Below are 25,443 nucleotides of genomic sequence, written 5' to 3' on the forward strand. Positions count from 1 at the left end.
GGGCTGTTACCGGCGCCGCGCCGACCGCACCCCCTGCACCCCCGCCACGATCCCCAGCACCTTGTTCAAGCGCCCTGAATCGGCCACCTCCACGGTGAAGGTCATCCACGCCGTGCCCTTGACCGACTGGGTCTGCACGCCGATGACGTTGGTCTTCTCGCGCGCAAACACCTCGGAAATGTCGCGCAGCAGGCCCTGGCGGTCGGCGGCTTCCACGGCCACGTCCACGGGGTAGACGGCGGGCTTGTCGGTGGCCCTGGCCTTGGGCAGGCCCCAGTCCACGTCGATCACGCGCTCGCCGTTCTTGGCGGCCATTTCGCGGAAGTTGCTGCAGTCGGCGCGGTGCACGCTCACGCCCTTGCCACGCGTGACAAAGCCGCGTATGTCGTCCGGCGGCGCGGGCTTGCAGCACTTGGCCAGCTGGGTCATGAGCGAGTCGATGCCCACCACGAGCACACCGCCCTTGGGGCTGGATGATTCATTGCCACGCGGCTTTTTCAGCAGCAGGTAGTCGTCGTCGTTCTGCGGGGGCTCGGCCGGGCGCAGCACGGTCTCGATGTTGCGCAGCGAGAACTCGTCCTTGCCCACCACTTCGAACAAGGCCTCGGCCGATTTGAAGCCCAGCTGCACGGCCAGGTCGTCGAGCTTCACGGCCGTCTTGCCCTCGCGCTGCAGCAGGCGCTCCACGGCCTCGCGGCCACGGGCCACGGTTTCGTGCGTGGCCTGGGCGTTGAACCAGGCGCGCACCTTGGCCTTGGCGCGGTTGCTGGTGAGGTAGCCGAGTTCGGCGTTGAGCCAGTCGCGCGAGGGGCGGCCCTCCTTCACGGTGACGATCTCCACCGTCTGGCCGTTCTGCAGCGCGGTGTTCAGCGGCACCATCACGCCGTCGACCTTGGCACCGCGGCAGCGGTGGCCCAGGCTGGTGTGCACGGTGTAGGCAAAGTCCACCGGGGTGGCGCCCTGGGGCAGATCGACCACGGCGGCCTCGGGGGTCAGCACGTAGATGCGGTCCTCGAACAGGCCGTTGCTCTTTTGCGCATGGCCGGCCAGGTCGCGCTCCCACGCCAGCAGTTGGCGCAGCACGGCGATCTTGGCGTCGTATTCGCCCGTGGCGGCCACGCCCGCATAGCCCTTGGTGCCCGCCTCCTTGTAGGCCCAGTGCGCGGCCACGCCGTGCTCGGCATGCTCGTGCATGGCCTGGGTGCGGATCTGGATCTCGATGGGCTTGCCGTTGAGGTCGTCGCGCACGATGGTGTGCAGCGACTGGTAGCCGTTGGCCTTGGGCTTGGCGATGTAGTCGTCGAACTCTTCGACGATGGGCGCAAAGCGCTGGTGCACCCAGCTCAGCGCGGCGTAGCAATCCTTCACCGTGGGCACCACCACGCGCAGCGCGCGGATGTCATACACCTGGTCGAAGTTGAGCGACTTGCCGCGCATCTTTTTCACGATGCTGTAGATGTGCTTGGGCCGGCCCTGCACGCTGGCGCTGATGCTGCGCGCGCGCAGGTCCGATTCGAGCCGCGCGCGCAGCTGCTCCATGTAGACCTCGCGTTCGCCGCGCTTTTCGTCGAGCAAGCGCGCCACGTCCTTGTAGGTGTCGGGCTCCAGAAAGCGAAAGGACAAATCCTCCAGCTCCCACTTCACCTGCCAGATGCCCAGGCGGTTGGCCAGCTGCGCAAACACCTGCAGCGACTCGCGCGCCAGGCTGGGCGACATGGGCAGCTTGGTGGCCGCGTGAAAGCGCAGCGTCTGCAGCCGCGAGGCCAGGCGCAGCATGACCACGCGCAGGTCGCGCGAGAAGGCCAGCAGCATCTTGCGCACGTTCTCGGTCTGCAGGGCCGGGTCGTCCAGTGCCTGTGCGCCGCGCGCCTGCTGCTGCACGCGCACGAGCTTGGTGGTCTCGACCGCCAGGGCGGCAAAGTTGGCGCCAAAGGCTTTGGTGATGACTTCCTCGGGCTTGTTGAGGTGTACGCACGAGTACACCAGGTAGCTGGCGGCCTGCATGGCCTCAGAGCCGCCGATGGTCTTCAGGATGGCGGCCACGGCGTCGGCGTGGGCCAGGGTGTTCTCGCCAGAATCGAGTGCTTCGCTGGCGATCAGCGGCTCGGCAAAGGCGCGGGCGCGCACCAAAGCATTGAGCTGTTCGGGCAGCGTGTGGGCGGTGGCCGCGATCAGCTGGGGCACGGCCTCGGCCGTGTTCAGCGGCGGGCCGGGGGGCGGGGCAAGCGTCTTCATGCGGTGGCGGTGCCCTCTCCTGCCAGCAAGAAGCCCGCCACGGCGGCCACCTGGTCGGCCGCGACCAGGGTGGGCGCATGGCCCACGCCCGCAAACTCCACCAGCTGTGCGCGCGGGCCGCGCTCGGCCATGGCCTGCGCGGTCTCATGCGAGAGCAGGTCCGAATCCGCGCCGCGCAGCAGCAGCGTGCGCGCCGTGATCTGGTCGTACAGCTGCCACAAGAATGCCTCGCCCGCAGCGGCGGCCTCTTGCGTCATGGCCCGAAACGGCACGGCGATGGCGGGGTCGTAGTGCAAGGTAAGCCCGCCCTCGGGCAGGCTGCGCACCATGGCGCGCGACAGCTCCAGCCACTGGGCCGGCGTGTGCGGGCCAAAGCTGGTGGACACGGCCCAGGTGGCATCGGCCGCCTGCTGCAGCGATTCGAACCGGGCGGCAAACCCGAGGTACTGGCCGATGCGCTGGATCGCCAGCCACTGGATCACCGGGCCCACATCGTTGAGCACCAGGCGGCGCACCGGCACGGGCAGCGGCAGCCCCGGCTGGCCGATGACGCCCATGCCGATCAGCCCGCCCATGCTGGTGCCCACCCAGTCGAGCGTGGTGATGGGCGCCTGCTGGTGCAATTGCGCCAGCAGGGCCAGCATGTCGGCGCCGTACTGGGGTATCTGGTAGCCCATGGGGTCGGCCAGCCAGTCACTCTGGCCGCGGCCCACCACGTCGGGGCAGATGACGCGTGCGTGCTGGCTCAACTCGCGCGCCAGCACGTCGAAATCGCGCCCCTGGCGCGACAGGCCGTGCACGCAAACGATGACGTGCGGGTGGGCCGGGTTGCCCGTGGCATTCCACTCCCAATACGCCATGCGGTGCTGCGGGCCGGTGACGGGCCGGGCGGCAGCAGGGTCTTGGCCGGCGGGCACCGCTGTGGCCCCGGGGCCGGGGCACAGTACGTAGTTCAGCGTAGGTTCTATCATGGGTGCGAAATCCGGTAGCGGCACTTGATAATGCCTGCGTTCAATCGGCGCCCGCCAGGAGCCCTGGCAAGGCGTTGCCTTCATCGTAATTCATATTCATCTTCACCTTTCATTCGGAGTGACTCACATGCTCAAAGGCAAAACGGCCCTCGTCACTGGCTCCACCAGCGGCATCGGCCTCGGTATTGCAAAAGCCCTCGCCAGCCAGGGCGCCAATATCGTCCTGAACGGTTTCGGTGATGTGGACACCCCCCGCGCCGAAGTGCTGGCCGCCGGCAAGGCAGCCGGCGCCCAGGTGGCCTACCACGGCGCCGACATGGGCCGCGTGGCCGACATCGAAGACATGATGAAGTACGCCGCCAGCCAGTTCGACCGCGTGGACATCCTGGTCAACAACGCCGGCATCCAGCACGTGGCCAACGTGGAAGACTTCCCCGTCGAGAAGTGGGACGCCATCATCGCCATCAACCTCAGCAGCGCCTTCCACGCATCGCGCCTGGCCCTGCCCGCCATGAAGGCCGCCAACTGGGGCCGCATCATCAACCTGGCGTCCGTCCACGGCCTGGTCGGCTCGGCGCAAAAATCCGCCTATGTGGCCGCCAAGCACGGCATCGTCGGCCTCACCAAGGTGACCGCGCTGGAGAACGCCACCACCGGCGTCACCTGCAACGCGATCTGCCCCGGCTGGGTGCTGACCCCCCTGGTGCAAAAACAGGTGGACGCCAAGGCCGCCGAACACGGCCTGTCGAACGAAGACGCCAAGAAGCTGCTGCTGGGCGAAAAAGAGCCCTCGATGCAGTTCACCACGCCTGAAGAGCTGGGCGAACTGGCCGTGTTCTTCTGCTCTGCCGCCGCCAACAATGTGCGTGGCGTGGCGTGGAACATGGATGGGGGTTGGGCGGCGCAGTAAGGGGGTCTGCCCTACCCTCGGCACCGCCCCGCCCCCGGCACATAGAGCTGTGTACACCGCCAGGGCGCGGCAAAGCATGCAGGAGACCGTCTCGTTCGACTGCTTGCCGAGAGCTCAGACGAGCAGCAGTGTGAAGTGCGGTGGCTGCTGTTGCTCCCACTCCAGTGTGCCGCCCAGGTACTTCTATCGCGGCTGCCGGGTTAGCGTTGAACGATGCACTCCGTTACTTGGCGTCATGTCTTGGACGGTGCCGCAGCCACAAGGCCACTGCGCGGACTGGACACACTGTCCACCGACGCTCCACGCGCCCTGTCTATCATCGTCCATGGACCGCCCCACCCCTTCCATGGACCGATGACCGTGACGACTGCCAAAGAAGACAGCCCCTCCCCCAGCGCCTGGATGCGCAGCGCACGCAAGACCTGCTCCGTGCGTTGCAAGAGCTATCGCACGCCCATGGCCTGGGCATCGACACTGCCGCCCTGGCTGCAGCCCGGCAGCCGCTGGCGCCGCAAGACGACCAGTACCCTGAGGCCTGCCTGCACCTGCAGGCCTTGTTCCCCCGGGGCGCCGCGGCCCACACGCAAGAATGGCCCGGCTACCAACGCGGCTGCGCATCAGGCACAGCAACTCGGAAGTGAAGATGCGGCTGCCCCTGCCCGCGCCATTCGACGCCTGGTGGGCACAGGCCAAACAGAACGCTGCCGCCCGGTAACCTGGAATCGCGCTGGTTACGGAGGCGGGCGCGGGCACATGCCTTGCCCGCCCTGGTTGCCATCCACCCACCCTCCAGCTTTTTTGCACCCCACCAGGCCCGTACGCCCATGATGGAACTCCCGCTCCAATTCGACTGCCTCTTTGATGACCCGACACAGGCCAGCGCCTTTGCCGCCCTGCTGAACGACAGGCCCCAGGAGCTGATGGAGCACCTGCACCGCCACTGCCCCGAGGCCGAAGACGACGAGTGGACCTATGTGGAAAGCGGCCCGGCCGACGCGCATGGCCTGCGGGTCATGGGCGACCTGGTCCTGCACGCCTATGAGCACAGGGTGTGGCGCACGATGGGCGCAGGCCTGGCCGCGCTGGGCGCCCGCCGGGCCAAGCTTATGCGCAAGACCCTGGAATCCGCGCACCCCACAGGCATCGTGCACCTGGTGGATGGCACAGCCGTGACGCCCTGCATGCACGCGCTGGCCGGGCGGCGTGGCGAGCCCCTGGTGGCAGCCCTGTGGGACGACGACGTGGCGCGATTGCAGGCCCTGCTGTCCTCAGGTGCGGCCACACCTGGCGAGGCACTTTGCCTGGCCGCGTTGCGGGGTGCACCCCACGCGCTGGCCGCATTGCTGGCCCTGCACGGCCCCCTGGTGAACCAGCCGGACGCCGGCGGCAACACCCCGCTGGTGAACGCGCTGCTGGGCGGGCAAGTGGACGCGATGCGGCAGTTGCTGGCGGCCGGCGCGGACGTGAATGCCACCGTGCACCGGACACCCGCGCTGCAGGAACTTGCGGCGATGGAAGATGCGATCCAAGAGCCCGGGGACCTCTGGTCCCAACGGGCGCTCTACCGCTACGTGGTGGAGCACGCCCTGGTGGCCGAGGGCTACTCGGCCACTGAATGGGCGCTGGCGCAGGGCCAACCCGAGGCTGCCCACCTGCTGCTGGACCATGCCCCGGCGCTGTGCTGGGCCGAGGGAGAGGACGAGGCATCCACCCTGGGCACCTGCATCGATGGCGGCACACCGGAGTTGCTGCAGAGGCTGCTGCTACGGGCGGTGGCAGAGGGCCGCACCGAGCCGGCGCACGAGAACTGGCTGGACCACGCGGTATACCTGCGGCGCTTCGCGATGATCGACCTGCTGCTGGCCCATGGCTGCGACATCGACCGCCCCAATGAGGCCGGCGAAACGCCGCTGCACACGGCCGCTATGACGCACTTCGCCCTGCAGTCGAACCAGGGTATCGAGTTCCTGCTCTCGCGCGGAGCGCAGGTGGACAGCGTGGATTCCGAAGGCAAGACGCCGCTCATGTGCGCCATGCGTTACATCTACGAGTGGAACAGCGCACGCATGCAAGGCCTGCACTGGCTGCTGCTCGCTGGCGCCAGCACCAAGGCCCGGGACCACGAAGGGCATTCGGTGGCCTGGCACGCACAGGAGGAGGGCATACCGCTCAAGGAAGTGCTGGCCCTGTCCAAGCAGATGCGGGCGCAGGAGCGTGCCGCGCAGCGAGGGGAAGGCTGACCGAGAAGCCGTTGCGCAGGGCCCGCAAGAACCGCCGAGCCTCGCGCAGCCCGCCTGCCCTACACAATCAAACCACCACTTCGGGCAGCTGCGTGCAGTGCTCGAAGAAGGCCTGCAGCTCGGTCACCTTGTCGAACACCGCATCCGCCCCCAGGGCAAGGCAGCGTTCGCGCATCTCGGGTGTGGCGTAGTTGGAAAGCACCAGCACATGCTGGTCCGAAGAGCGCGGCCCCACGGCCTGCAGCACGTCGAGGCCCGAGCCCTGGCCCAGGTGCAGGTCGACCACCAGCAGGTGCCACTTGCCGCGCCAGCGCGCCAGCGCCTGCCCGGCGCCCGTCGAGGTTTTTGCAATGGCGACCACCTGCGCGTTGGCAGTTTCTTCCAGCGCCGGGACCAGGGTGTCGCAAATGGGTTTGTTGTCTTCTACAAGAATGGTGACGAGAGGCATCTTCAATGGGGGATGCAGCGCCTGGCAGAGGCGCTGAACATACATCAGGTTGGGGTAGCAGGTGCCGCCATCGCCCTGTGGCGGGTGCGGCAGGGCCGAGTCAGGAGCGCAAGCGCTGCCGGGCCGTGGGGCTTACCAAGAGCGGCTAACAAAACTCAGCGAAGCGGTTCTGGCTAGGCGCTGCGTCGCAGGCAGTACGGTAGTACGACAAGACGCAGCAACGACGCCAGAAGAGTTTTGTTAGCCGCTCTAAGCGGAGGTCAGGCCCGCAGAGGAAAGGTCAGCGGAGCCTCCATCGCAATCTCTTCGACGCGCACGTCCATCAGCGTGATTTCGAGCGGGCCGTAGTACGACAGGAACGCGACATCTGCCGCATCCCTGCCGTAGGCTACCACGATGCGCCCGCCCCTTGCATGGGCCTGGGTTCCGTCGAACGCATACCACCGGTCCCCCACAAAGGCCTCGAACCAGGCGTGCATGTCCATGGGGTCGAGCGCGTGCAGGTAGCCCACCACATACCGCGCCGGGATGTCCAGGGCCCGGCACAGGCCGATGGCGACGTGCGAGAAATCCCGGCACACGCCGGCGCCATCGTTCAAAGTGTCCAGCGCATCGGTGGTGCCGCTGCTGACGTTGTAGCGGTACTCCAGGTTGTGGTGCACCCAGCTGCGGATGGCCTCGACCTGGCCATAGCCCGGTGAGGCATCGCCCACGATCTCGCGCGCCTTGTCCTGCATCTTGTCGGACGGGCAGTAGCGGCTTTGCAGCAGGTACTTGAGCGCCTCGAAGGGCAGCGCTTCCACCGGCACGGCGGCGGCGCTGGCGTCCACCGCGATGTCGGTGTCGGTGATCATGATCATGTCGACCTCGATGCGCATCTGCCCCTGCGGAATCTTGAGCCGCTGGCACAGGTTGCCATGGTCGTCCACGTACTCCGTCATCGGCACGACGGGCGTCAGCTCGTAGCGCTCCTGCACCATCCACTGCGCATCGCCGCTTCTTGGGCGAAGCACCGCCACCACGGCGCAGTCCGCGTCGGCGGACAGTGTCATGTGGCAGGTGGCGTGCAGCTTGACGAAGGTTTTGTTCATCCAGGGAGTCTAGGGGCTGTCACCGGGTGCGACGGCCGACAATGCCCCTAAAAAGCGCTCGATCCGGCACCGCGTCGCATGGCGGATCCCTTACACCGCCAGCGCCACCGGAGCGGGCCGCCGTGCCGCGCGCACGAACTCCGGCAAAAAGGTGCGCCGCGCCCCGTTCGGAAACTCCACCGTCACCGAATGCGCATTGGCCTCGACCACCTGGCCGGCGCCATAGCGCCTGGCGCGCACGGCGTCGCCGCCGGTGAAGGCCGGCCGGGCGCTCGCCGGCTGCGGGCGCACCTCGATGGGCTGCTCGGGCGTGGCCACGGCCGGCACCAGGCGCGACAGCTCGGCGATGCGCAGGCAGTTGTCGCAGCGGCCACAGCCATCGGCAGCAGCACAGTGGTCGCCCAGCGCCGACAGCACCCCCTGCCAGCGGCAGCGGCCGCTCTGCGAATAGGCCACCATCGCCTCCAGCGTGGTGCTGTCCTGCTCGCGCCGGTTGCGGTAGCTGGCCAGCAGGGGCTCCAGGGCCGCGTCATCCAGCTCGCGGGCCAGGGTTAAGCGGCCGGCCCGGTCGCGCCGCACCACCTTGTGGCTGCGCAGCAGGCTCAGCGCAACCCTTACCTTGGCACTGGGGCGCGACACGGCGTCGACGATGGCGTCGCCCGTCCAGCCGCCTTCAGGCGCGGTGTGCAGCAGCGCGGCGTGCACGGCCTGCACATCGTCCAGCGTGGGGTAGCGGCCCGAGGCGAAGAACTGCTGCAGCGCCCGGTCCTGCCGCACGTAGAGCAGCGTGCACTGCGAGTCATTGCCGTCGCGCCCGGCGCGGCCCGCCTCCTGGTAGTAGGCGTCCACGCTGGCGGGCATCTGGTAGTGCAGCACGAAGCGGATGTCCGGCTTGTCGATGCCCAGGCCGAAGGCGTTGGTGGCCACCATCACGCGCACCCGGCCGTCCATGAAGTCGTCCTGCGCCTGCGCGCGCTGCGCAGCAGGCAGGCGCCCGTGGTACAGGCCCACGCTTTCGCCGGCTGCGGCCAGCTTGGCATGCAGCTCTTGCGCATTCTTGACCGTGGCGGTGTAGACGATGGCCGGGCCCTGGCTGGCCGCCACCAGTTGCAGCGCACGCGGCAACCGGTCGGCAGCGCGGCCCAGTTGCTCCACCGCCAGCTGCAGGTTGGGCCGGTAGGCGCCGGTCTGCACCACGTTGGCGGCGGCAATGCCGAACTGGGCCACGATCTCCTTCATCACCGCCGGCTTGGCCGTGGCCGTGAGCGCCAGCACCGTGGGCCGCCCCAGCGCGCGCACGGCCGGCGCGATCTCCAGAAAGGCGGGCCGAAAGTCGTGGCCCCACTGGGCGATGCAGTGCGCCTCGTCCACCACCAGCAGGCTCACCGTGTGCCGTGCCAGCGCCGCGGTCAGCGCCGGGTCGGCCATCTGCTCGGGCGTGGTCAGCACGATGCGCGCACTGCCACTCTCGATGGCCTGGCGGGCCGCAGCCAGCTCGTCGCTGCCGATGGCGCTGTTGACCTGCACCACCGCCACGCCGAGTTCGCGCAGGGCATCGCACTGGTCCTTCATCAGCGCGACCAGGGGCGACACCACCACGGTGGTGCCCGGCAGCAGCAGGGCCGGCAACTGGTAGCACAGCGATTTGCCCGCGCCGGTGGGCATCACGGCCAGGGTGCTGGCGCCCTGCAGCACGCGCTGCACCACGTCCAGCTGGCCGGGCCGCAGGCGCTTAAGGCCAAACACCTTGCGCAGGGTTTTCTGGATGGCTTCGGGGCTGGCGATGGGGGTGGACGCTGGGGCCGAGGGGGTGCGTGCGGTCTTGCGGCGGGTGGTGGTGGCGGTGTTCATTTCGGGCCCGTGTCGGGTGGCGGCGGTGCTGTGTTGGATGAGGCTGATTGTGGGAAGGCACGAACTGCGCCCCGCGCCGGAATGCTGCGCACGAGCGTGTAAGACAGCAGGCGCTGTTCGGGCGCTGCGGATGCGGCGGATGCGGCGGGTTGGTGGTTGGTGGTTGGTGGTTGGTGCTGCATGCCTTTGCAGAGGGCGGAGGCCGGGGTGTGCGCCCGGCGGCGCAGTAACTTTCTCTTGAGTCGCCAAGAGAAAGTCACCAAAGAGAAGGCGACCCCCAGTCTGCGTCCCCCGTACGCCCTGTCGGGCGAACGGGGGCAACCTGCGATGCTCGGTCCTGGGGTGGTGCCGCAGAACTCGCTGCGTTCTGCGAACTCCGCTCAAACAGCTGCGGCAAGCCAGATCACGAAGTGCGTGTGTCCTGCGGCACACGCACCCACCCCAGGCCCTGCGCTTCTCGGCGCAGCCAGCAGGGGTGGGGAGCGGGGTCCAAACGGCTGCTGCTGCGCAGCTGCGCCTGGGGTCGGTTACGCGCTACGCGCTGCCGACAAAACTGGCGCGATCGCCCTGGCGAGCCGAGCGCAGCGAAGGACCACAGGCCGAGCGAAGCAATGGCCCGTGTGGGGCCCGTTCCCACCCCCTTCTGACCGTGCCGAGAAGCGCAGGGCCTGGGGTGAGCGCGTGCCGAAGGACACGCGCATCGTTGTCTAGCTTGCCGCAGCTGTTTGAGCGTAGTTCGAAGAACGCAGCGAGTTCTGCGGCACACCCCAGGACCGAGCATCGCAGGCTGCCCCACTCGCCCATCGGGCGAGTGGGGACACGGGCAGCGGGGTCGCCTTCTCTTTGGTGACTTTCTCTTGGCGACGCAAGAGAAAGTTACTGCGCCGCCGGGCGCACACCCCGGCCTCCGCCCTAAAAAAGGCATGCAGCAACCATCACCCAAAACCCAACACCAGCACGCGATGCAGATCAATCATGGTACGTCGCGCAACGAAGAATCTCTTCCACCTTCGTTGACATGATCCACAACTGCAGGGGTCAATCAAAACCCCAGCAACACGCCAACGCCAACTCACCGAAAATACCCCCTGGCGCTGTCCGCAGCAGCCGACGAACGACGACAAAAGCCCCCCCCTGACCATGACCCTCACCCACTGGCTCCTTTTCTGCGGCGTCTCCCTCCTGATGTGCTTCACCCCCGGCCCCGCCGTGCTGCTGGCCGTGTCCAACTCGATGGACGTCGGCCCCAAACGCACGGCCTTCAGCTCGGTGGGCAGCTCGGCCGGCATCTACGTGGTCTCGGGCCTGGCGATGATCGGCATGGGCGCCATCCTCAGCATGTCGGCCAACGCCTTTCTCGTGATGAAGGTGGTGGGCGCCATGTACCTGATCTGGCTGGGCGTCAAGCGCTGGCGCAGCAACGACGCGCTGATCAGCAGCGATGCCGGCCAGGCACCCACGGACCGGCGCGAGCGCAAGAACTGGCAGTTGGTGGCGCAGGGCATGGGCGTGTCGCTGACCAACCCCAAAGCCATTTTGTTCTTCTCGGCCCTGTTTCCGCAGTTCATCGTGCCGGGCCAGCCGCTGTTCACGCAGTACCTGCTGCTGACCACCACCTTCGCCGTCTGCGCGCTGATCTCGCACGCCTTCTACGTGGCGCTGATCTCGCTGGTCAAGCGCCATGTGGTGGCGCGCGCCAAGCTGTTCAACCGCGTGGTGGGCGGCACCTTCATCGCGCTGGGGCTGGGCCTGCTGAACACGCGGCACAAGCTGGGCTGAGGCCCGGCCTGCGTTGCCTACGCGCCCGCCAGCGCCACCGCATCTGCCCCCGCCGGCAGGCGCATCGGGGCCACCTCATCCGTCACCGCGCGCCACACCGCCTCGGCCACATCCTGCGCATGGGTAACCGGCGTGGCCGTGTCGCGCACGGCGGCGAACACACGGTCGCGAAAATCGGCATAGGCCTCGGGCACGCTCCCCTCCATGCGCGGGCGGGCGTTGTCGCCAAAACTGGTACTGGGCGCGCGGCCGGGCAGCACCAGGCGGGCGCGTACGTTGAAGGGCGCCAGCTCCAGCGCCAGCGATTCGGTGAAGGCATTCACCGCCGCCTTGCTGCCGGTGTAGACGGACAGCAGGGGCAACGGCAGCAGCGTGACGCTGGAGGTGACATTGACCACCACGCCCGCACGCCGCTCGCGCATCTGCGGCAGCACGGCCTGGGTCATGGCGATGGTGCCGAGCACGTTGGTCTCGAAGACTTCACGGGCATGGGCCATGGCGATGCCTTCGAGCGGCGCGAGCAGGCCGATGCCGGCGTTGTTGACCAGGGCGTCGATGGGCCCGGCCTCGGCAAGGCAACGGCGGATGCTGTCGGCATCGGCCACGTCGAGCGGCAGCACGCGCAGGCGGTCCGACGGTGGCAGCAGGCCCTCGCGCGGGGTGCGCATGGTGGCGATGACGCGCCAGCCCTGGGCCAGGAAAAAGCGCGCAATCTCCAGGCCGAAGCCGGACGAGCAGCCGGTGATGAGGACGGTGGAAGGGGTGGTGGTGGACATGGGTCAGGGACTCCGTTGGGTTGACGATGCCTGGATGGTAGAAACGCCCACCTGGATTGACTACACTCACCAGTCCATCATTTTGTCGAAAGAGTCCAGCCCCATGAGCACCCCCGCCGTCGATCCCCTGGCGGAAGTCGTTTCGTTGCTGCGGCCCGCCGCGCCGTTCTCCAAGCTGGTGGTGGCATCGGCCCCCTGGGCCGTGCGGCGCAGCGAGACGGGGCGGCCGTTCTACTTCGTGGTGCTCGAAGGCAGTTGCCAACTGACCATCGACAGCCCCGCGCGCAGCGACACCATCACCCTGCACCAGGGCGACTTCGCACTGATACCCGCCGCGCGCAGCTTTGCCACCAGCAGCCTGGACCGCGACCCACCGCGCGAGGGCGAGTCCGTCACCACCCCCATCGCCCCCATGCCGGGCGGCGCCCGCGTGGGCGACCCCGATGGCGCGGTGGATGTGCGCATGCTGGTGGGCCACTGCGTGTTCGAGTCGCCCGACGCAGCCTTGCTGGTACCGCTGCTGCCGCAGTGGCTGCATGTGCGCGGCGAGCGGCGCCTGGCCACCCTGGTGGAGCTGGTGGGCGACGAGTCGCGCAGCGACCGGCCCGCGCGCGAGATCGTGATGGCGCGGCTGCTCGAAGTGCTGCTGATCGAGGCGCTGCGCTCGTCGGCCCGCACCATGGCCGCGCCCGGGCTGGTGCGCGGCCTGGCCGACCCGAAGCTGGCCATGGCCCTGCGCCGCATGCACGAGCGCCCCGCACAGCCCTGGACCATGGGCCAGCTGGCGCAAGAGGCCGCCATGTCGCGCAGCGCCTTCTTCGGGCGCTTTCACCGCGCGGTGGGCATCGCCCCCATGGAATACCTGCTGGCCTGGCGCATGGCGCTGGCCCGGCAGATGCTGCGCCACGGCACGCTGGCGATGGCCGAGATTGCCGAGCACGTGGGCTACAGCTCGGTCAGCACCTTTGGCGTGGCGTTCACGCGGCATGTGGGCATGCCGCCGGGGCGGTATGCGAAGGACGCCGCAGGCACCACCCCATAACGCGCACTGGTAGCGCGCACTTGGTAGCGGGCACCACGGCCCGCACGTGCATGCTCGCATTCCCTGAGGTGCGGGCGCAAGGCGGCTCCTACAATGGCATCGCCCGCCAATCGGCCCGGTGGCCCCTCACCTCGCCGGCATGGCCGCAACCCCCGCCGCAGGGAGGAAAACCGCCATGTCCGCCGCCCTCTTCGCCGCCATGTTCTTCACGGTGGCCCTGCTCGTCACCACCGCCTACTTCATCATGGGGTCCCTCCCGCTGCTGGTGCTCAAGCACGACACGCCGCTGGATGCACGCTTTGTGCGCGGCTTCTTCAACCTGTACTACCGGGCGGCGCTGGTGACGGCCACAGCCACCGCAATCAGCTTTGCCGCCGCAGGCCGCCCGGGCATTGCAGCCGGGGCAGCGGCCCTGGCAGGGCTGTCCCTCGTGCTGCGCCGCCAGGTCATCCCCAAGATGGATGCGCTGGGCGCGCAGATCCAGTCGTCAACCGACTACACCAGTGCCATCCCCGGCTTTCGCAAGACGCATGTCACGGCCATCGCGATCAATCTGGCGCAGTTGGTGGTGATCGTGTGGACGCTGATCGCGTTCAGCAAGTAAGAGCGGATAACAAAACTCAGCGCAGCGGTTCTGGCTAGGCGCTGCGCCGCAGGCAGTACGTTAGTACGACAAGGCGCAGCAGCGACGCCAGAAGAGTTTTGTTAGCCGCTCTAAGTAAGTAACGCAGCGTTTTCAGCGCGCGTGCGCCAGGCCTTCGTCCCAGGCCTGTGACATGTCCCGCCACAGCGACTTCGGCACCCGCGGGTCACCCCTGGCCTCTTGCAGGGTGGTGCGCATGGCATCGGCAATGCGTGCAAGCACCAGGGCGGGTTGGGCCACGCCGCATACCTTGCGGCCAAACTCCAGCAACTCTTCAGTGGTCGGGTAGGTCTTGGTGCGGTGCCTGCCGGCAAACAGCTTGAGCGCCAGCGTCCTGTCTTCCAGCTCAGGCCCGCCCGCGTACTGGGTGTAGCGGTAGATGGAGGTCGTCACCACATCGAACATGGGCGCCAGCCAGGCCTCGGTGGCTGAGCGGTACAACAACCCGAAGTTCTTCAGGTGCGCATCGCCGTTGCGCACCATCACCGAAAACGCCACCTGCTCGTAGAACCGGTGCAGGTTGTCGCTGTGCAGCTGCAACTGCCGCAGTAGCTCGGCAACGCGCTGGTAGCTGCCCTGGTATTTGCGGTCAGACAGCACGTCGCGCACGCGCAGACCCGCCAGCGCCGCAATGTCCTCGAAGCCCAGCCGCTCCACCTGCCCATCGCCCTGCACCACCAGATCGAAGCGGTCGAGCACCAGCATCTGGCCATCGTCGGACAAGGCAAACGATGGCACGCCGATGCCGGCCTGCCTGGCGGCGCTCAGGCACAGAAACTCGTTGGCTGCCAGGCCCGGGTAGGCAGGGCTGGCGGCCTTCACGATGAGCGAAGGAATGGGCACCGTCGGGCGGTCGGGCACCATGATCTTGGGCTGCATGCCGGCAATGCCAGCGCCCGTGCTCAGGTAGGCCGCCACCAGTTCGTCGAAAACCGCAGGTGTGTACCGCGTGCCCAGCAACGCGCTCTTGCTCAATGTACGGGGCATGGGCGCTGCGGCCTGCCCCGGCAGGCCAAAGCCCAGCCGGCCGATACCATTGCGCCCCACCAATGCCAGCATGTGCATGGGCGTCATCGGCTGCTTGGGGAACAGCTCGCGGATACGCATGAACAGGTCGCCTTCGGGCAGGTTCTGGTCCATGACAGGGAACAGGTCGCCGTCCTGCCAGGTCAGTTGCCCTGCGGGTGGCATCAGCAGGGCCACGGCCGGCTGACCCGGGTCCGGTGTGAGATAGCGAAACTCATACGTGGAGGCCTTGAGCAACTGGCCCGCGTTGAGCCGGCCACCAATCGAGACATCCAGCAGGCGAATCTTTTCAGGGAGCATCGCCATCGTCGTCCATGAAACGGCGCGATACCTCGTGCGCCGAAGGCATGCCCGCGCTTTCGATACGCATCGCCAGGCCCAGGGCTCCCAGCACGGCCAGAAGGGAAGACACAGTGGTGTCCTCGCCCGCCTCCAGCCGGTAGACCACCTCGCGCACCTTGCCCGCCTTGTCGGCCAGTGCAGACTTGCTCATGCCCAAGGCCTCCCGGCGCTCGCGCAATTGCGCACCCAGTTCATCCGGCAGCCTTATTTTGTCAGTCATAGCTTGCATATTACGCAAAAAATACATCACTTGCCAGTCATAACTTGCAATGCTAGGATTTCTGCATTGGCGCAAGCCGGCATTGCGAAAGGTTCCCATGGCCCTCGACACGACGCAGCCCCTTGGGCGCAATCGCTGATGGCAGCCGTCATCGTCGACCCCACCAAGGTGCATGAATTCGCCGACGCGCAGGCCTTCTACGCCTGGCTCGGCCGCCACCACGAGCAGGAAACCGAGGTCTGGATCAAGATCCACAAGCTCGCCTCGGGCCTGCCCTCCATCACACCCAAGGAAGCCATCGACGTGGTGCTGTGCTGGGGCTGGATCGACGCGATCCGCAAGGGGCTGGACGACACCAGCTACCTGCAGCGCTACACCCCGCGCGGCAGGAAGAGCGTGTGGAGCCAGATCAACGTCGACAACGTCGCGCGCCTGATCAAGGAAAAGCGCATGACGCCACACGGCCTGGCGCATGTCGATGCCGCCAAGGCCGATGGCCGGTGGGACCGGGCCTATGGCAGCGGCAAGGGCCTGAAGATCCCCGACGACCTGCAGGCCGGCATCGATGCCGACCCCAAGGCGCGCGAGATGCTGGCCACGCTGACCGAGCAGAACCGCTTTGCGCTGGCGTTTCGGGTGCACAACCTCAAGACCGAGGCGGGGCGCAAGAAGAAGATCGAGGCCTTCGTCGCCATGCTGGCGCGCGGGGAGACGATCTATCCGCAGCGCGCCAAAAAGCAGGCAACAGACCCAGCCTGAGGCCGGGGCAGCCCCTGGGGGCCTGCACACAGATGGCGCCCCCCCGCACGCAGAGCGTCTGTGGAGACAGCGGCGGCATAGCCCGTCCCGAGGCGCTCGCAGAAGATGCGCCAGCCGTCCATGGGGCGCCAACCTTCCACGAGCAGGTTGGCCGCCACGCCTGCAGCGCAGGTCAGCAGGCTGCCCACCAGGCCGGCAACCACGGTGCGCAGACCGGAAAATCGAACCTGGGGCATGCCGGCACGCAGCAGCTGCAACTACAACGAGCCGACCGCCTCGCCAGCATCCTCAGCGTCCGTCCGGGTGTCGCTCCCCACCGCCATGGTGCGGGTGCCTGCCAGAAACCTCTCCGCGTCCAGCGCAGCCATGCATCCGGTTGCCGACGATGTGATGGCCTGGCGGTACACCTTGTCCGCCACGTCACCGGCGGCAAAGACGCCCGGGACACTGGTTTGTGTCGCCCATCCAGAAGTCCCCCCGTTCACTTCGAGGTAGCCGTCCTGCATGGCCAGATGGCCCGCAAACACCTCCGTATTGGGATGGTGGCCAATGGCGATGAAGACCCCATGCACGCAGACATCCCGTTGCGCTCCCGTCCGGGCATCGGCAATGCGCAGGCCCGTCACGCCATGCTGGTCGCCAAGCACCTCGTCGACCACGGCATTCCACGCCATCTCGACCTTGCCCTGGGCCACCAGTTCCGAAAGCGTGTCTTGCAGCACCTTCTCCCCCCTCAGCACGCCACGCCTGTGCACGAGGGTCACCTTGCGCGCGATCTTCGACAGGTAGATCGCCTCCTGGACTGCCGTGTTCCCACCGCCCACCACCGCAACCTCCTTGTCCTTGTAGAAGAATCCATCGCAGGTTGCGCACGCAGAAACGCCCCTCCCGCGGAAGGCATCTTCACTGGGCAGCCCCAGGTACCTGGCCGTCGCACCGGTGGCGATGATCAACGCGTCGCACGAGTAATTGCCTTCTTCTCCACGGAGCACAAAAGGCCGCTCCTGCAGTTCCACGCCCACGATGCGGTCCTGCGCAAACCGGACGTCAAACCTCTCGCAGTGCCGCTTCATCCTCGCCATCAAGTCCGGGCCCTGCAAGCCGTGGGGGTCGCCAGGCCAGTTGTCCACTTCCGTCGTGGTCATCAATTGACCGCCCTCCTCGGATCCATTGACGACCAGCGGCGAAAGATTGGCCCGGGCCGCATACAGCGCAGCGGTGTAGCCCGCCGGCCCCGAGCCGAGCACGATAAGAGAGTGGTGTTTCATTGATCAGTCCATGATGATGGAGGTGCCCTGGTCTGCGGCAATCGGGCCCGCCGGTGCGCACCATGCCGACGACAACCTCCGGTGAATTCGACGGGGTCGGATGCGCGGTCCAATGCCCACGGCATTGCGCGCACCCCGACCCATTGCACTGAAGGGCGCACGATTCGTGCGCCCGCCACTGGCCGGTCGGTCAGTCGGCCGGCCGTGGACGAGAACCCTCACATGGGTGTCACTGCGCAGCCTTGCCGACGGCACGGCGGATCATCTCGTACTGGACTTTGCCGGTGAGTTGATCCACCTTGCGCGAGTCGCTGTAGAGCTGCAGGGTCGGGAGGCTGCGGACCCCGTAGGTGTCCAGAACCTCCTTGTGGGTTTCCGCGTCGATCTTGACGACACGCACGCCAGGAAACTCGCCCACCAGCCGGTCCAGCATCGGTGCAACCACGCGGCAGGGTGCGCACCATGCTGCCCAGAAGTCGACAAGGACGAGTCCATTGCCCTGCAGTTGCGACTTCAAGCCCTGGGGGTCGGCCGCGATGATTCGATCGTTTGCCATGAAGTACCCCTTCCCGCTCAGGCCGCGATGGCCGTGGACGCACGGATGTCCGCACCGGGGTACACCATCCCCTTCGCATACCGGCTGTCATCACTGGAGTCGATCTGCATGGTGATGTTGAACTTGTTGCCCCAGTTGAAGATGCCGCAGGCGAAGACCAGTTCGATGATCTCCTCTTCGGAGTACACGCCGCGCATGCGCTCGAAGAAGCCATCGGGGATGTAGTTGGGGTCGCCCGCGATGTACTCCGCCAGCTGCACTGCCAGCGCCTCATTCAGCGGAAGGCGCTCGAAGTCCACTTCGCCAAACAGTGGCGCCTCCTTGTCGGCGATGGCTTCGCGGGTGGCTTCGCAGCGCACCGCCTTGCAGTAGGTGCAGTCATTCATTTCCCCCGTCTTGAGCCGCATCATCTCCAGCACATGCGGTGGGATCCGGCCTCCGCCGAAGAATGCCTCGAACACGGGAACGATGGTCTTGAGCAGGCTGGGAACCCGGCCGATGGTGCCGAACATGGACGTGTCCTGCCACCATCCGTTGCGGGCGCCGGCGAGCAGCTCGTTGACGTCGTTGTCGGCGGATTGGCCAGGCTTGATTGCTTTGAAGCGACCCATGATGTATCTCCTGAAGTGTGGTGGTTGAAGTCATTGCGAGTTTGGAAACGCGCATTTCCAAATTTACAGACTGGGGCTTTTTGGCGCAATCGGGTACTAACCCTTATCCGCGTGAATGGTGCTGAAAACAGGGCGAATTTCCGCTTACCGCTGGCACTACAATTCGCAGGGAATCGTGAACGATCGTTCCCGATAGGTGGATTTCAGGCAAGCCTCACCGGCTGGCCGGAGAAGGATGCATGGCCAGACCAAGAGAATTCGACCAAGACGAAGCGGTTCGCAAAGCGAGCAAGGCTTTCTGGACCCTGGGCTACCAGGCCACGTCGGTGCGCGACCTGGAGGAGGCGACAGGCCTGGCCGCGGGCAGCATCTACAAGGCGTTCGGCAGCAAGCGGGAGCTGTTCCTGCTCTGCCTTGAGCAATACATGAAAGAGGAGTCCTACCTCGCGCTGCTGCTCAAGCTTTTCGACAAGCCTCTCGACGAGGCGCTCAGGCGCATCTTTGACACCATCATCGACAGCTCGTCGCAAGGCAGCCGCCGCCCTGCAGGATGCCTGGCAACCAATCTCGTTGCCGAGTTGCTGAACGTGGAGCCAGAGCTTGGATCCGAAGCCACGGCCGGCTTGAACGAGATGCACAAGGCGCTGCGGGTCCGGATCAAGTGGGCGCTGGAAAACGGCGACCTGTCTCCAGGCCAGGACGTCTCCGCCCTGGCGTCGTACTTCATGGTCGTGATACAGGGCATGCTGGTGATGTCCACATCCACCAAGGACGTTCAAGCCATGCAGTCGGCCAGGGATGTCGCGCTCAAGGCGCTGCATTGAACCCTGAGCCGGGCCCACGGCAGCGGCCTGCTGCCGAACGCGCCGACGCCACGAGGAATCACGCCGCCTCCCGCGCCCTCCCCCTTGCGGCCTGCGTGTCGCGCACCGGCGGCAGGCCGAACAGGCGCCCGTACTCGCGTGTGAACTGCGGCACGCTCTCGTAGCCCACGGCAAACGCCGCGCTGCTGGCGCTGGCGCCCTCGGACAGCATGAGCCGGCGCGCCTCGATCAGGCGCAGCTGCTTTTGGAACTGCAGGGGCGACAGCGAGGTGACGGCCCTGAAGTGCTGGTGGAAGGACGAGGGGCTCATGTCCGCCAGCGCGGCCAGGCTTTCCACCGGCAAGGGCTGCGCGAAATCGGTGCGCAGCACGGCCACGGCGCGGGCCACGCGCTGGGCGTGGCTGCCGGGCCAGCCCAGGCGGCGGATGGCGGCGCCGTGGCGGCCGGCCAGCAGCCAGTAGTGCAGCTCGCGCACCAGCGGGGCGTGCAGCAGGGGCACGGCCTCCGGCCGCTCCAGCAGGCGCATGAGGCGCAGGGCCACGTCGGCCACTTCGTCGTCGGTGGGGTCCACGCGCACCGGGGCGTGGTCGCCCAGGGGCGCTGCGCCCATCTGCGCCGATAGGTCGGCAATCACCGGCAGGCTCAGCTCCAGCGCGATCGACAGGTAAGGCGCGGCCGCGCTGGCGCGGGTGATCTGGCTCACCGTGGGCACGTCCGCGGTGATCAGCAGCGATTCGCCCACCGTGAACTCGAAGGTCTGCGGCCCCATGGTCACCTGCTTGCTGCCCTGCAGCACCAGGCAGATGAGCGGGTGCGAGATGGCATGCAACAGCCCGCTGGGCTCGGTGGCGCGCACCAGGGTCATGCCCGGGATGGGGGTGGGCAGCACACCGGGCTGGCGCGCATGGGCATCGGCGTAGCGGCTCACGGCCTGGAACAGCAAGGAGGGGGTCGTCGTCATGCCGGCTAGCGTAACGGTTTGTAGGAGCTTTGGCACTGGTTTTGGAGAATCAGGCAAGAATTGAAGGGGTTTCGGCAACACCGGCAGGGGCTCACGCCAGACACTGGATTCCGTCACACACAGGAGCCACCCCATGACATCCAGCACCACCGCAACCCCTACCATCACCCTCGTCACCGGCGCCAGCCGGGGCCTGGGCCGCAACACCGCGCTGAGCATCGCCCGCACCGGCGGCGACGTGGTCGTCACCTACCACAGCAAGGCCGACGAAGCCCAGGCCGTGGTTGCCGAAATCACCGCCCTGGGCCGCAAGGCCGTGGCCATGCAGCTGGACACGGGCGACGTTGCCAGCTTCACAGGCTTCACCGAGCGCCTGCGCGCCACGCTGCAGGCCACCTGGCAGCGCAGCACCATCGACCACCTGGTCAACAACGCCGGCCACGGCGACTACGCCGCGTTTGCCGAGACGACCGAAGCCCAGTTCGACCGCCTGGTCAACGTGCATTTCAAGGGGGTTTTCTTCCTCACGCAGGCGCTGCTGCCGCTGATCGCCGATGGCGGGCGCATCGTGAACTTCTCCACCGGGCTCACGCGCCTGTCCCTGCCGGGCTATGCCGCCTATGCAGCGGCCAAGGGCGCCGTGGAGGTGCTCACGCGCTACCTGGCCAAGGAGCTGGGCGCGCGCGGTATCGCGGTGAACACGGTGGCGCCGGGCGCCATCGAAACCGACTTTGGCGGCGGCGTGGTGCGCGACAACCCCGCGCTGAACCAGCAGCTCGCCCAGATGACGGCCCTGGGCCGCGTGGGCGTGCCCGACGACATCGGGCCGATGGTGGCCAGCCTGCTCGATGCCAGCAACCGCTGGGTCACCGCGCAGCGCATCGAAGTCTCCGGCGGCCAGGCCCTGTAAAGCGGGCCTGCCTTCAACCGGATAGCGTCGTTGGAGAGCCTTGCCGTGCCACGGCACTGTCTGCGGCTCTCCGCCTAGCTCTCCGGCTGAACGCAGACCCGCGAGAGTCCTGGAACTTCCATTTCAAGGGAGCTTGGCTTCAGCGCATTTGCACCGAGCCGGAGACGGTGACCACCACCTGCGCCTTGCCAGCCTCGACCGGCACGGCCGAATCGGATAAGGACGAGGCCTTGGCCTCCATGGCCATCATGCGCGGGCGCGGGCCGGGGGACATCTCGTTGCTGTTCACCGCCACTTCGCGCAGGCTGTAGTTGGCAAAGCCGAAGCCCTTGGCCAGCTCGGCCGCGCGCGACTTGAACTGCTCGATGGCCTGGGTCTGGGCCTCGCCCTCGACCTTGGCGCGGGCCTCGCGCGACAGGGCAAACGCCACCTGGCTGATGGCCATGGTCTGCACCTTGCCGGCCGTGGTGGTGATGCGCGAGAAGTCACGCCCCTCCAGCACCAGCTCGGCGCGGCCCTGCCAGCCGTTGATCTTGCCGTCCTTGGCATAGCGCGGGTACAGGCCGAAGGGGCCCGTGCGCACATCGAGCTGGCCCGGCTGGGCATTGCGCTTGGCCTCGGCCAGGGCGGCATCGAGGGCCTGCTTGAGCTGGGCCTGCACGGCGCTGGCGTCAGCGCCCTCCTTGCTCGTGGCAAGGGTGACCACCAGCAGGTCCTGCTGTGCCTCCACGGTGCCCGTGGCCGACAGCTGCACCACATTGCGAAGCTCCTGCGGCGCCGTGGCCTGGGCCATGGCGGTACCGGCGCAGGCCAGCAAGGCGGCGGTGGTGATCAGGCGGATGGCGATTCTTTTCATGGGTAAACCTTCGTCGATGAAAGGGGCGCGGCCAGCAACCGGGCCACGCAGGCCGCCACCATAACCGCTGTGGCAACACCCCCGGTGAACAGGGGGTGGCAACTGTGCGAAGCTCCGCAAAACTTGTAACAGTTGGTCAAAGATGACCCCAAAAACCGAACTTTGGCGTTCCAAGTAGTCAGAATCGGCTCTGTTACAAATTGGACTTGGGATCAACATGGCCACAACAACCAACCGCACCGACAAGATTCTCGTCGTGGACGACGACGCGCGCATCCGCGACTTGCTGCGCCGCTACCTCACGCAGGAAGGCTTCGAGGTGATGGTCGCCGAAGACGGCAAGGCCCTCAACCGCCTGCTGCTGCGCGAAACCGTGGACCTCATCGTGCTCGACCTGATGATGCCCGGCGAAGACGGCCTGTCCATCTGCCGGCGCCTGCGCGCCGCCAACGACCGCACGCCCATCATCATGCTCACCGCCAAGGGCGAGGACGTGGACCGCATCGTGGGCCTTGAAGTGGGCGCCGACGACTACCTGGGCAAGCCCTTCAACCCCCGTGAACTGCTGGCCCGCGTGCACGCCGTGCTGCGCCGCCGCCCCGCGCAAGAGGCGCCCGGCGCCCCCTCGGGCGACAACGAGGTGGTCAACTTCGGCCCCTTCACGTTCGACCTGGGCACCCGTGCCCTGCAGCGCAGCGGCGAAGAGCTGCCCCTGACCACCGGCGAGTTCGCCATGCTCAAGGCCCTGGTGCGCCACCCGCGCCAGCCCCTGTCGCGCGAAAAACTGGCGCTGCTGGCCCGTGGCCGCGAGTTCGAGCCCTTTGACCGCAGCCTGGACGTGCAGGTCTCGCGCCTGCGCAAGCTGGTCGAGGTGGACGCCGCCGCGCCGCGCTACATCCAGACCGTGTGGGGCGTGGGCTACGTGTTCGTGCCGGATGGCACGAGCTGATAATCGAGGGATATGTCCATTTCCGGCGCCAAGGGGCGGTCTGCACCGCGCCCTTCCCCCTCCGTGACCGCGCCGACCGATGCCACCAGCCCGGCCCCGCTCGAAGCCGTGCGCCTGGCGCGCGAGCAAAAGGCGCGCGTCGGGCTCAACCTCTTCTGGCGCACCTTCTTCCTGCTGGCCCTGCTGCTGGTGGGCAGCATCCTGGCGTGGCTGCAAACGCTGCGCGCGCTCGAGTTCGAGCCCCGCACCCTGCACACCGCGCAGCAGATCGCCTCGCTGGTGAACCTGAGCCGCGCCGCGCTCGTGCACTCGGACGCGATCGCGCGCGTCTCGCTCATCAAGACCATGGCCGACCAGGAGGGTGTACGCATCCTCCCGCGCGAACCCAAGGACCAATTCGCCCTGCTCGACAGCACGGCATTGGGCAACCGCCTGACGGATGAGCTCACCCAGCGCCTGGGGCCCGACACCATCGTGGCCCAGAGCGTCAACGGCGAGCCCGGCCTGTGGGTCGGCTTCAACATCAACGGCGACCCCAACTGGCTGCTGATGGACCGCTCGCGCTTCAGCCCTGCGGGCGGGCGCACCTGGCTCATCTGGCTCATCACCGCAGGCGCGCTGTCGCTGGCGGGTGCGGCGGCCATTGCCCGGCTGATCAACCGGCCGCTCAAGCAACTGTCGTACGCCGCCAACCGCGTGCGCGACGGCGACTTTGCCGCCAGCCACCTCGATGAGGAGGTGGTCACCAGCGAGATCCGCGAGGTGAACATCGGTTTCAACCGCATGGCGCAAAAGCTTGCCAAACTGGAGCAAGACCGCGCGGTGATGCTGGCCGGCATCTCGCACGACCTGCGCACGCCGCTGGCGCGCCTCAGGCTCGAAACCGAGATGAGCGTGAACGACGACGTGGCGCGCGAGCACATGGTGGCCGACATCGTGCAGCTCGATGCCACCATCGACAAGTTCCTTGACTACGCGCGGCCCGACCACGTGACCCTCACGCCCGTCAACCTGCATGCCGTGGTCTCGTCGTGCGTGTACGCCGTGCAGGACCACCGCGAGCTGCAGATCGCCATGACCATCCCCGAGGACCTGAACGTGCTGGCCGACGAGGTGGAGCTGGCCCGCGTCATCTCCAACCTGCTGGAGAACGCGCGCCGCTACGGCAAGGGCGACGACACCGGCGTGGCCAACGTCGACATCGTCGCCAAGGGCCGCGAGAACTGGGTGCTGGTCAAGATCCGCGACCACGGCCTGGGCGTGCCGCCCGAGCAGCTGTCCAACCTCACCAAGCCCTTCTTCCGCGGCGACTCGGCCCGCACCGCCGCTGCCGGCGCGGGGCTGGGCCTGTCCATCGTGGACAAGACGGTGCAGCGCATGGGCGGCATCTTCGCGCTGGCCAACAGCAGCACCGGCGGCCTGGTGGCCCACATCCAGCTGCAGCGCGCCAGCGAGCTGCCTGATGGCGTGGACCCCAAGCAGAGGCTGCAGCGGCCGTCCGTCAAGCGGCACCTGCCGCGCCGGCGGGCGGAGGACAAGGTGTAGAACACCTGTTCCCGCCACGGAAAAGAGGACCGCGCCTGCCTGGCCCGTTCCTCTTTTTTTGCGCCGCACTGGCAACGCGACAAGCCATGCATCGGATACTCTTGGCACCAGGCCTTCATAGGCGCAGCAAGGTGGTCTGCTCTGCTGCACAGCCGATTTCTCGGTTGCGGTGGACTGGGCGCAACGAATGGACCCAAAGGGCTCGTTGAAGGCTTTCAAGCCCATTGACCAGCGCCCCGCGAACCTTGTGATGCGGGTGTGCCTTCGTGCCAATTTGGGGAAGCGGTCGCGGATCAGAATATTAATCACGCTTGACGTTACTACCGCGTCGCGTTATTATTTCTCATGCCAATCCTATCCTTCAAGTGCGGCGAGACACAAGACCTGTTCCATCAACAGCGCGTTCCTCGCTGGGTGAACATCGAAGGCCCTGCACTGCGCAAGCTGCGCATGCTCCACGCCGCCGCTCAATTGCTCGACCTGCGGGTTCCGCCGGGCAACCGACTTGAAGCTCTGGTTGGCAACCGCCAGGGCCAGCACAGCATCCGCATCAACGATCAGTGGCGAATCTGCTTCGTGTGGACCCCAGAAGGACCAAAGGACGTCGAGATCGTCGATTACCACTGACGC

General features: G+C 67.1%; 24 protein-coding genes. 11 read left to right on the forward strand and 13 right to left on the reverse strand.

What is annotated here, in order from left to right:
- Positions 1–6: 6 nt before the first annotated feature.
- Positions 7–2,235 carry a RelA/SpoT family protein gene (locus tag ACSQ9E_RS17295; RefSeq protein ID WP_436218618.1) on the reverse strand — a complete coding sequence of 743 codons (2,229 nt, stop codon included), beginning with the start codon at positions 2,233–2,235 and terminating at the stop codon, positions 7–9.
- Positions 2,232–3,206, reverse strand: coding sequence for an alpha/beta fold hydrolase (locus ACSQ9E_RS17300; protein ID WP_436218619.1), 975 nt, complete (start codon positions 3,204–3,206; stop codon positions 2,232–2,234). Before ACSQ9E_RS17300 ends, ACSQ9E_RS17295 begins: the two co-directional genes overlap by 4 nt.
- Positions 3,207–3,333: 127 nt before the next feature.
- On the opposite strand from ACSQ9E_RS17300, the gene ACSQ9E_RS17305 reads away from it, so the two are divergent.
- Entirely contained in the window at positions 3,334–4,116 is a 783-nt protein-coding gene (locus ACSQ9E_RS17305) for a 3-hydroxybutyrate dehydrogenase (protein ID WP_436218620.1), read from the forward strand.
- An 827-nt stretch (positions 4,117–4,943) separates the two neighbouring features.
- The gene (locus tag ACSQ9E_RS17310; RefSeq protein WP_436218621.1) at positions 4,944–6,356 is read left to right on the forward strand and encodes an ankyrin repeat domain-containing protein; all 1,413 of its coding nucleotides are present in this window, start codon (positions 4,944–4,946) and stop codon (positions 6,354–6,356) included.
- Positions 6,357–6,423: 67 nt separating this feature from the next.
- Here the strand turns inward: ACSQ9E_RS17310 and ACSQ9E_RS17315 are convergent, their stop codons facing one another.
- The 3 genes from ACSQ9E_RS17315 to ACSQ9E_RS17325 all read right to left on the reverse strand — a co-directional run bounded on the left by ACSQ9E_RS17315 (position 6,424) and on the right by ACSQ9E_RS17325 (position 9,746).
- Positions 6,424–6,804 (reverse strand): response regulator, encoded by a 381-nt coding sequence (locus ACSQ9E_RS17315; RefSeq protein ID WP_057264543.1) that lies wholly within the window; start codon positions 6,802–6,804, stop codon positions 6,424–6,426.
- A gap of 260 nt (positions 6,805–7,064) precedes the next feature.
- Complete coding sequence (locus ACSQ9E_RS17320; protein ID WP_057206531.1) at positions 7,065–7,895, reverse strand: transglutaminase-like domain-containing protein; 831 nt, start codon at positions 7,893–7,895, stop codon at positions 7,065–7,067.
- A 90-nt stretch (positions 7,896–7,985) separates the two neighbouring features.
- The gene (locus ACSQ9E_RS17325) at positions 7,986–9,746 is read right to left on the reverse strand and encodes a RecQ family ATP-dependent DNA helicase (protein WP_436218622.1); all 1,761 of its coding nucleotides are present in this window, start codon (positions 9,744–9,746) and stop codon (positions 7,986–7,988) included.
- Positions 9,747–10,886: 1,140 nt separating this feature from the next.
- Here ACSQ9E_RS17325 and ACSQ9E_RS17330 point away from each other — a divergent pair.
- Entirely contained in the window at positions 10,887–11,525 is a 639-nt protein-coding gene (locus ACSQ9E_RS17330; RefSeq protein WP_057204655.1) for a LysE family translocator, read from the forward strand.
- Between the two features lie 17 nt (positions 11,526–11,542).
- Here ACSQ9E_RS17330 and ACSQ9E_RS17335 read toward each other — a convergent pair whose 3' ends face one another.
- Positions 11,543–12,301 carry an SDR family oxidoreductase gene (locus tag ACSQ9E_RS17335; protein WP_428001512.1) on the reverse strand — a complete coding sequence of 253 codons (759 nt, stop codon included), beginning with the start codon at positions 12,299–12,301 and terminating at the stop codon, positions 11,543–11,545.
- Positions 12,302–12,404: 103 nt separating this feature from the next.
- On the opposite strand from ACSQ9E_RS17335, the gene ACSQ9E_RS17340 reads away from it, so the two are divergent.
- Both ACSQ9E_RS17340 and ACSQ9E_RS17345 read left to right on the forward strand, forming a co-directional pair.
- Positions 12,405–13,343 (forward strand): AraC family transcriptional regulator, encoded by a 939-nt coding sequence (locus ACSQ9E_RS17340; protein WP_436218623.1) that lies wholly within the window; start codon positions 12,405–12,407, stop codon positions 13,341–13,343.
- Between the two features lie 175 nt (positions 13,344–13,518).
- On the forward strand, positions 13,519–13,947 hold the full coding sequence (locus tag ACSQ9E_RS17345; protein ID WP_428001514.1) for a hypothetical protein: 429 nt from the start codon (positions 13,519–13,521) through the stop codon (positions 13,945–13,947).
- A 132-nt stretch (positions 13,948–14,079) separates the two neighbouring features.
- Here ACSQ9E_RS17345 and ACSQ9E_RS17350 read toward each other — a convergent pair whose 3' ends face one another.
- Both ACSQ9E_RS17350 and ACSQ9E_RS17355 read right to left on the reverse strand, forming a co-directional pair.
- Positions 14,080–15,312, reverse strand: a complete 1,233-nt coding sequence (locus ACSQ9E_RS17350) for a type II toxin-antitoxin system HipA family toxin (RefSeq protein WP_436177593.1) — start codon at positions 15,310–15,312, stop codon at positions 14,080–14,082.
- Positions 15,302–15,574, reverse strand: a complete 273-nt coding sequence (locus ACSQ9E_RS17355) for a helix-turn-helix domain-containing protein (protein ID WP_057204782.1) — start codon at positions 15,572–15,574, stop codon at positions 15,302–15,304. Before ACSQ9E_RS17355 ends, ACSQ9E_RS17350 begins: the two co-directional genes overlap by 11 nt.
- 138 nt (positions 15,575–15,712) lie before the next feature.
- Here ACSQ9E_RS17355 and ACSQ9E_RS17360 point away from each other — a divergent pair, with 138 nt between their 5' ends.
- Positions 15,713–16,333 (forward strand): YdeI/OmpD-associated family protein, encoded by a 621-nt coding sequence (locus ACSQ9E_RS17360; protein WP_436218624.1) that lies wholly within the window; start codon positions 15,713–15,715, stop codon positions 16,331–16,333.
- A gap of 257 nt (positions 16,334–16,590) precedes the next feature.
- On the opposite strand, the gene trxB is transcribed toward ACSQ9E_RS17360, so the two are convergent.
- The 3 genes from trxB to ACSQ9E_RS17375 form a co-directional block, all read right to left on the reverse strand.
- Positions 16,591–17,601: a thioredoxin-disulfide reductase gene (gene trxB, locus ACSQ9E_RS17365; protein WP_436218625.1), complete on the reverse strand. Its 1,011-nt coding sequence runs from the start codon at positions 17,599–17,601 to the stop codon at positions 16,591–16,593.
- A 229-nt stretch (positions 17,602–17,830) separates the two neighbouring features.
- The gene (locus ACSQ9E_RS17370) at positions 17,831–18,157 is read right to left on the reverse strand and encodes a thioredoxin family protein (RefSeq protein ID WP_145696346.1); all 327 of its coding nucleotides are present in this window, start codon (positions 18,155–18,157) and stop codon (positions 17,831–17,833) included.
- Between the two features lie 17 nt (positions 18,158–18,174).
- Positions 18,175–18,768: a carboxymuconolactone decarboxylase family protein gene (locus ACSQ9E_RS17375; protein WP_436218626.1), complete on the reverse strand. Its 594-nt coding sequence runs from the start codon at positions 18,766–18,768 to the stop codon at positions 18,175–18,177.
- A gap of 239 nt (positions 18,769–19,007) precedes the next feature.
- Here ACSQ9E_RS17375 and ACSQ9E_RS17380 point away from each other — a divergent pair, with 239 nt between their 5' ends.
- A complete protein-coding gene (locus ACSQ9E_RS17380; RefSeq protein WP_436218627.1) occupies positions 19,008–19,592 on the forward strand; it encodes a TetR/AcrR family transcriptional regulator in 585 nt (194 codons plus the stop codon).
- Positions 19,593–19,650: 58 nt separating this feature from the next.
- Here the strand turns inward: ACSQ9E_RS17380 and ACSQ9E_RS17385 are convergent, their stop codons facing one another.
- On the reverse strand, positions 19,651–20,553 hold the full coding sequence (locus tag ACSQ9E_RS17385; RefSeq protein WP_436218628.1) for an AraC family transcriptional regulator N-terminal domain-containing protein: 903 nt from the start codon (positions 20,551–20,553) through the stop codon (positions 19,651–19,653).
- Positions 20,554–20,686: 133 nt separating this feature from the next.
- On the opposite strand from ACSQ9E_RS17385, the gene ACSQ9E_RS17390 reads away from it, so the two are divergent.
- Positions 20,687–21,463, forward strand: a complete 777-nt coding sequence (locus ACSQ9E_RS17390; RefSeq protein ID WP_436218629.1) for an SDR family oxidoreductase — start codon at positions 20,687–20,689, stop codon at positions 21,461–21,463.
- A gap of 139 nt (positions 21,464–21,602) precedes the next feature.
- Here ACSQ9E_RS17390 and ACSQ9E_RS17395 read toward each other — a convergent pair whose 3' ends face one another.
- The gene (locus tag ACSQ9E_RS17395) at positions 21,603–22,319 is read right to left on the reverse strand and encodes an SIMPL domain-containing protein (RefSeq protein WP_436218630.1); all 717 of its coding nucleotides are present in this window, start codon (positions 22,317–22,319) and stop codon (positions 21,603–21,605) included.
- 217 nt (positions 22,320–22,536) lie between these two features.
- Between ACSQ9E_RS17395 and ompR the strand changes: the two genes are divergently transcribed.
- From ompR to ACSQ9E_RS17410, 3 genes are all read left to right on the forward strand, one after another.
- Positions 22,537–23,268, forward strand: a complete 732-nt coding sequence (gene ompR, locus ACSQ9E_RS17400; RefSeq protein WP_007859588.1) for an osmolarity response regulator transcription factor OmpR — start codon at positions 22,537–22,539, stop codon at positions 23,266–23,268.
- 12 nt (positions 23,269–23,280) lie between these two features.
- The gene (locus tag ACSQ9E_RS17405) at positions 23,281–24,813 is read left to right on the forward strand and encodes an ATP-binding protein (RefSeq protein WP_057204672.1); all 1,533 of its coding nucleotides are present in this window, start codon (positions 23,281–23,283) and stop codon (positions 24,811–24,813) included.
- Between the two features lie 345 nt (positions 24,814–25,158).
- Entirely contained in the window at positions 25,159–25,440 is a 282-nt protein-coding gene (locus tag ACSQ9E_RS17410) for a type II toxin-antitoxin system RelE/ParE family toxin (RefSeq protein WP_057204674.1), read from the forward strand.
- Positions 25,441–25,443 lie beyond the last annotated feature (3 nt).

The organism is Acidovorax sp. LjRoot118 (assembly GCF_964253575.1).
Lineage (GTDB): Bacteria > Pseudomonadota > Gammaproteobacteria > Burkholderiales > Burkholderiaceae_C > Acidovorax.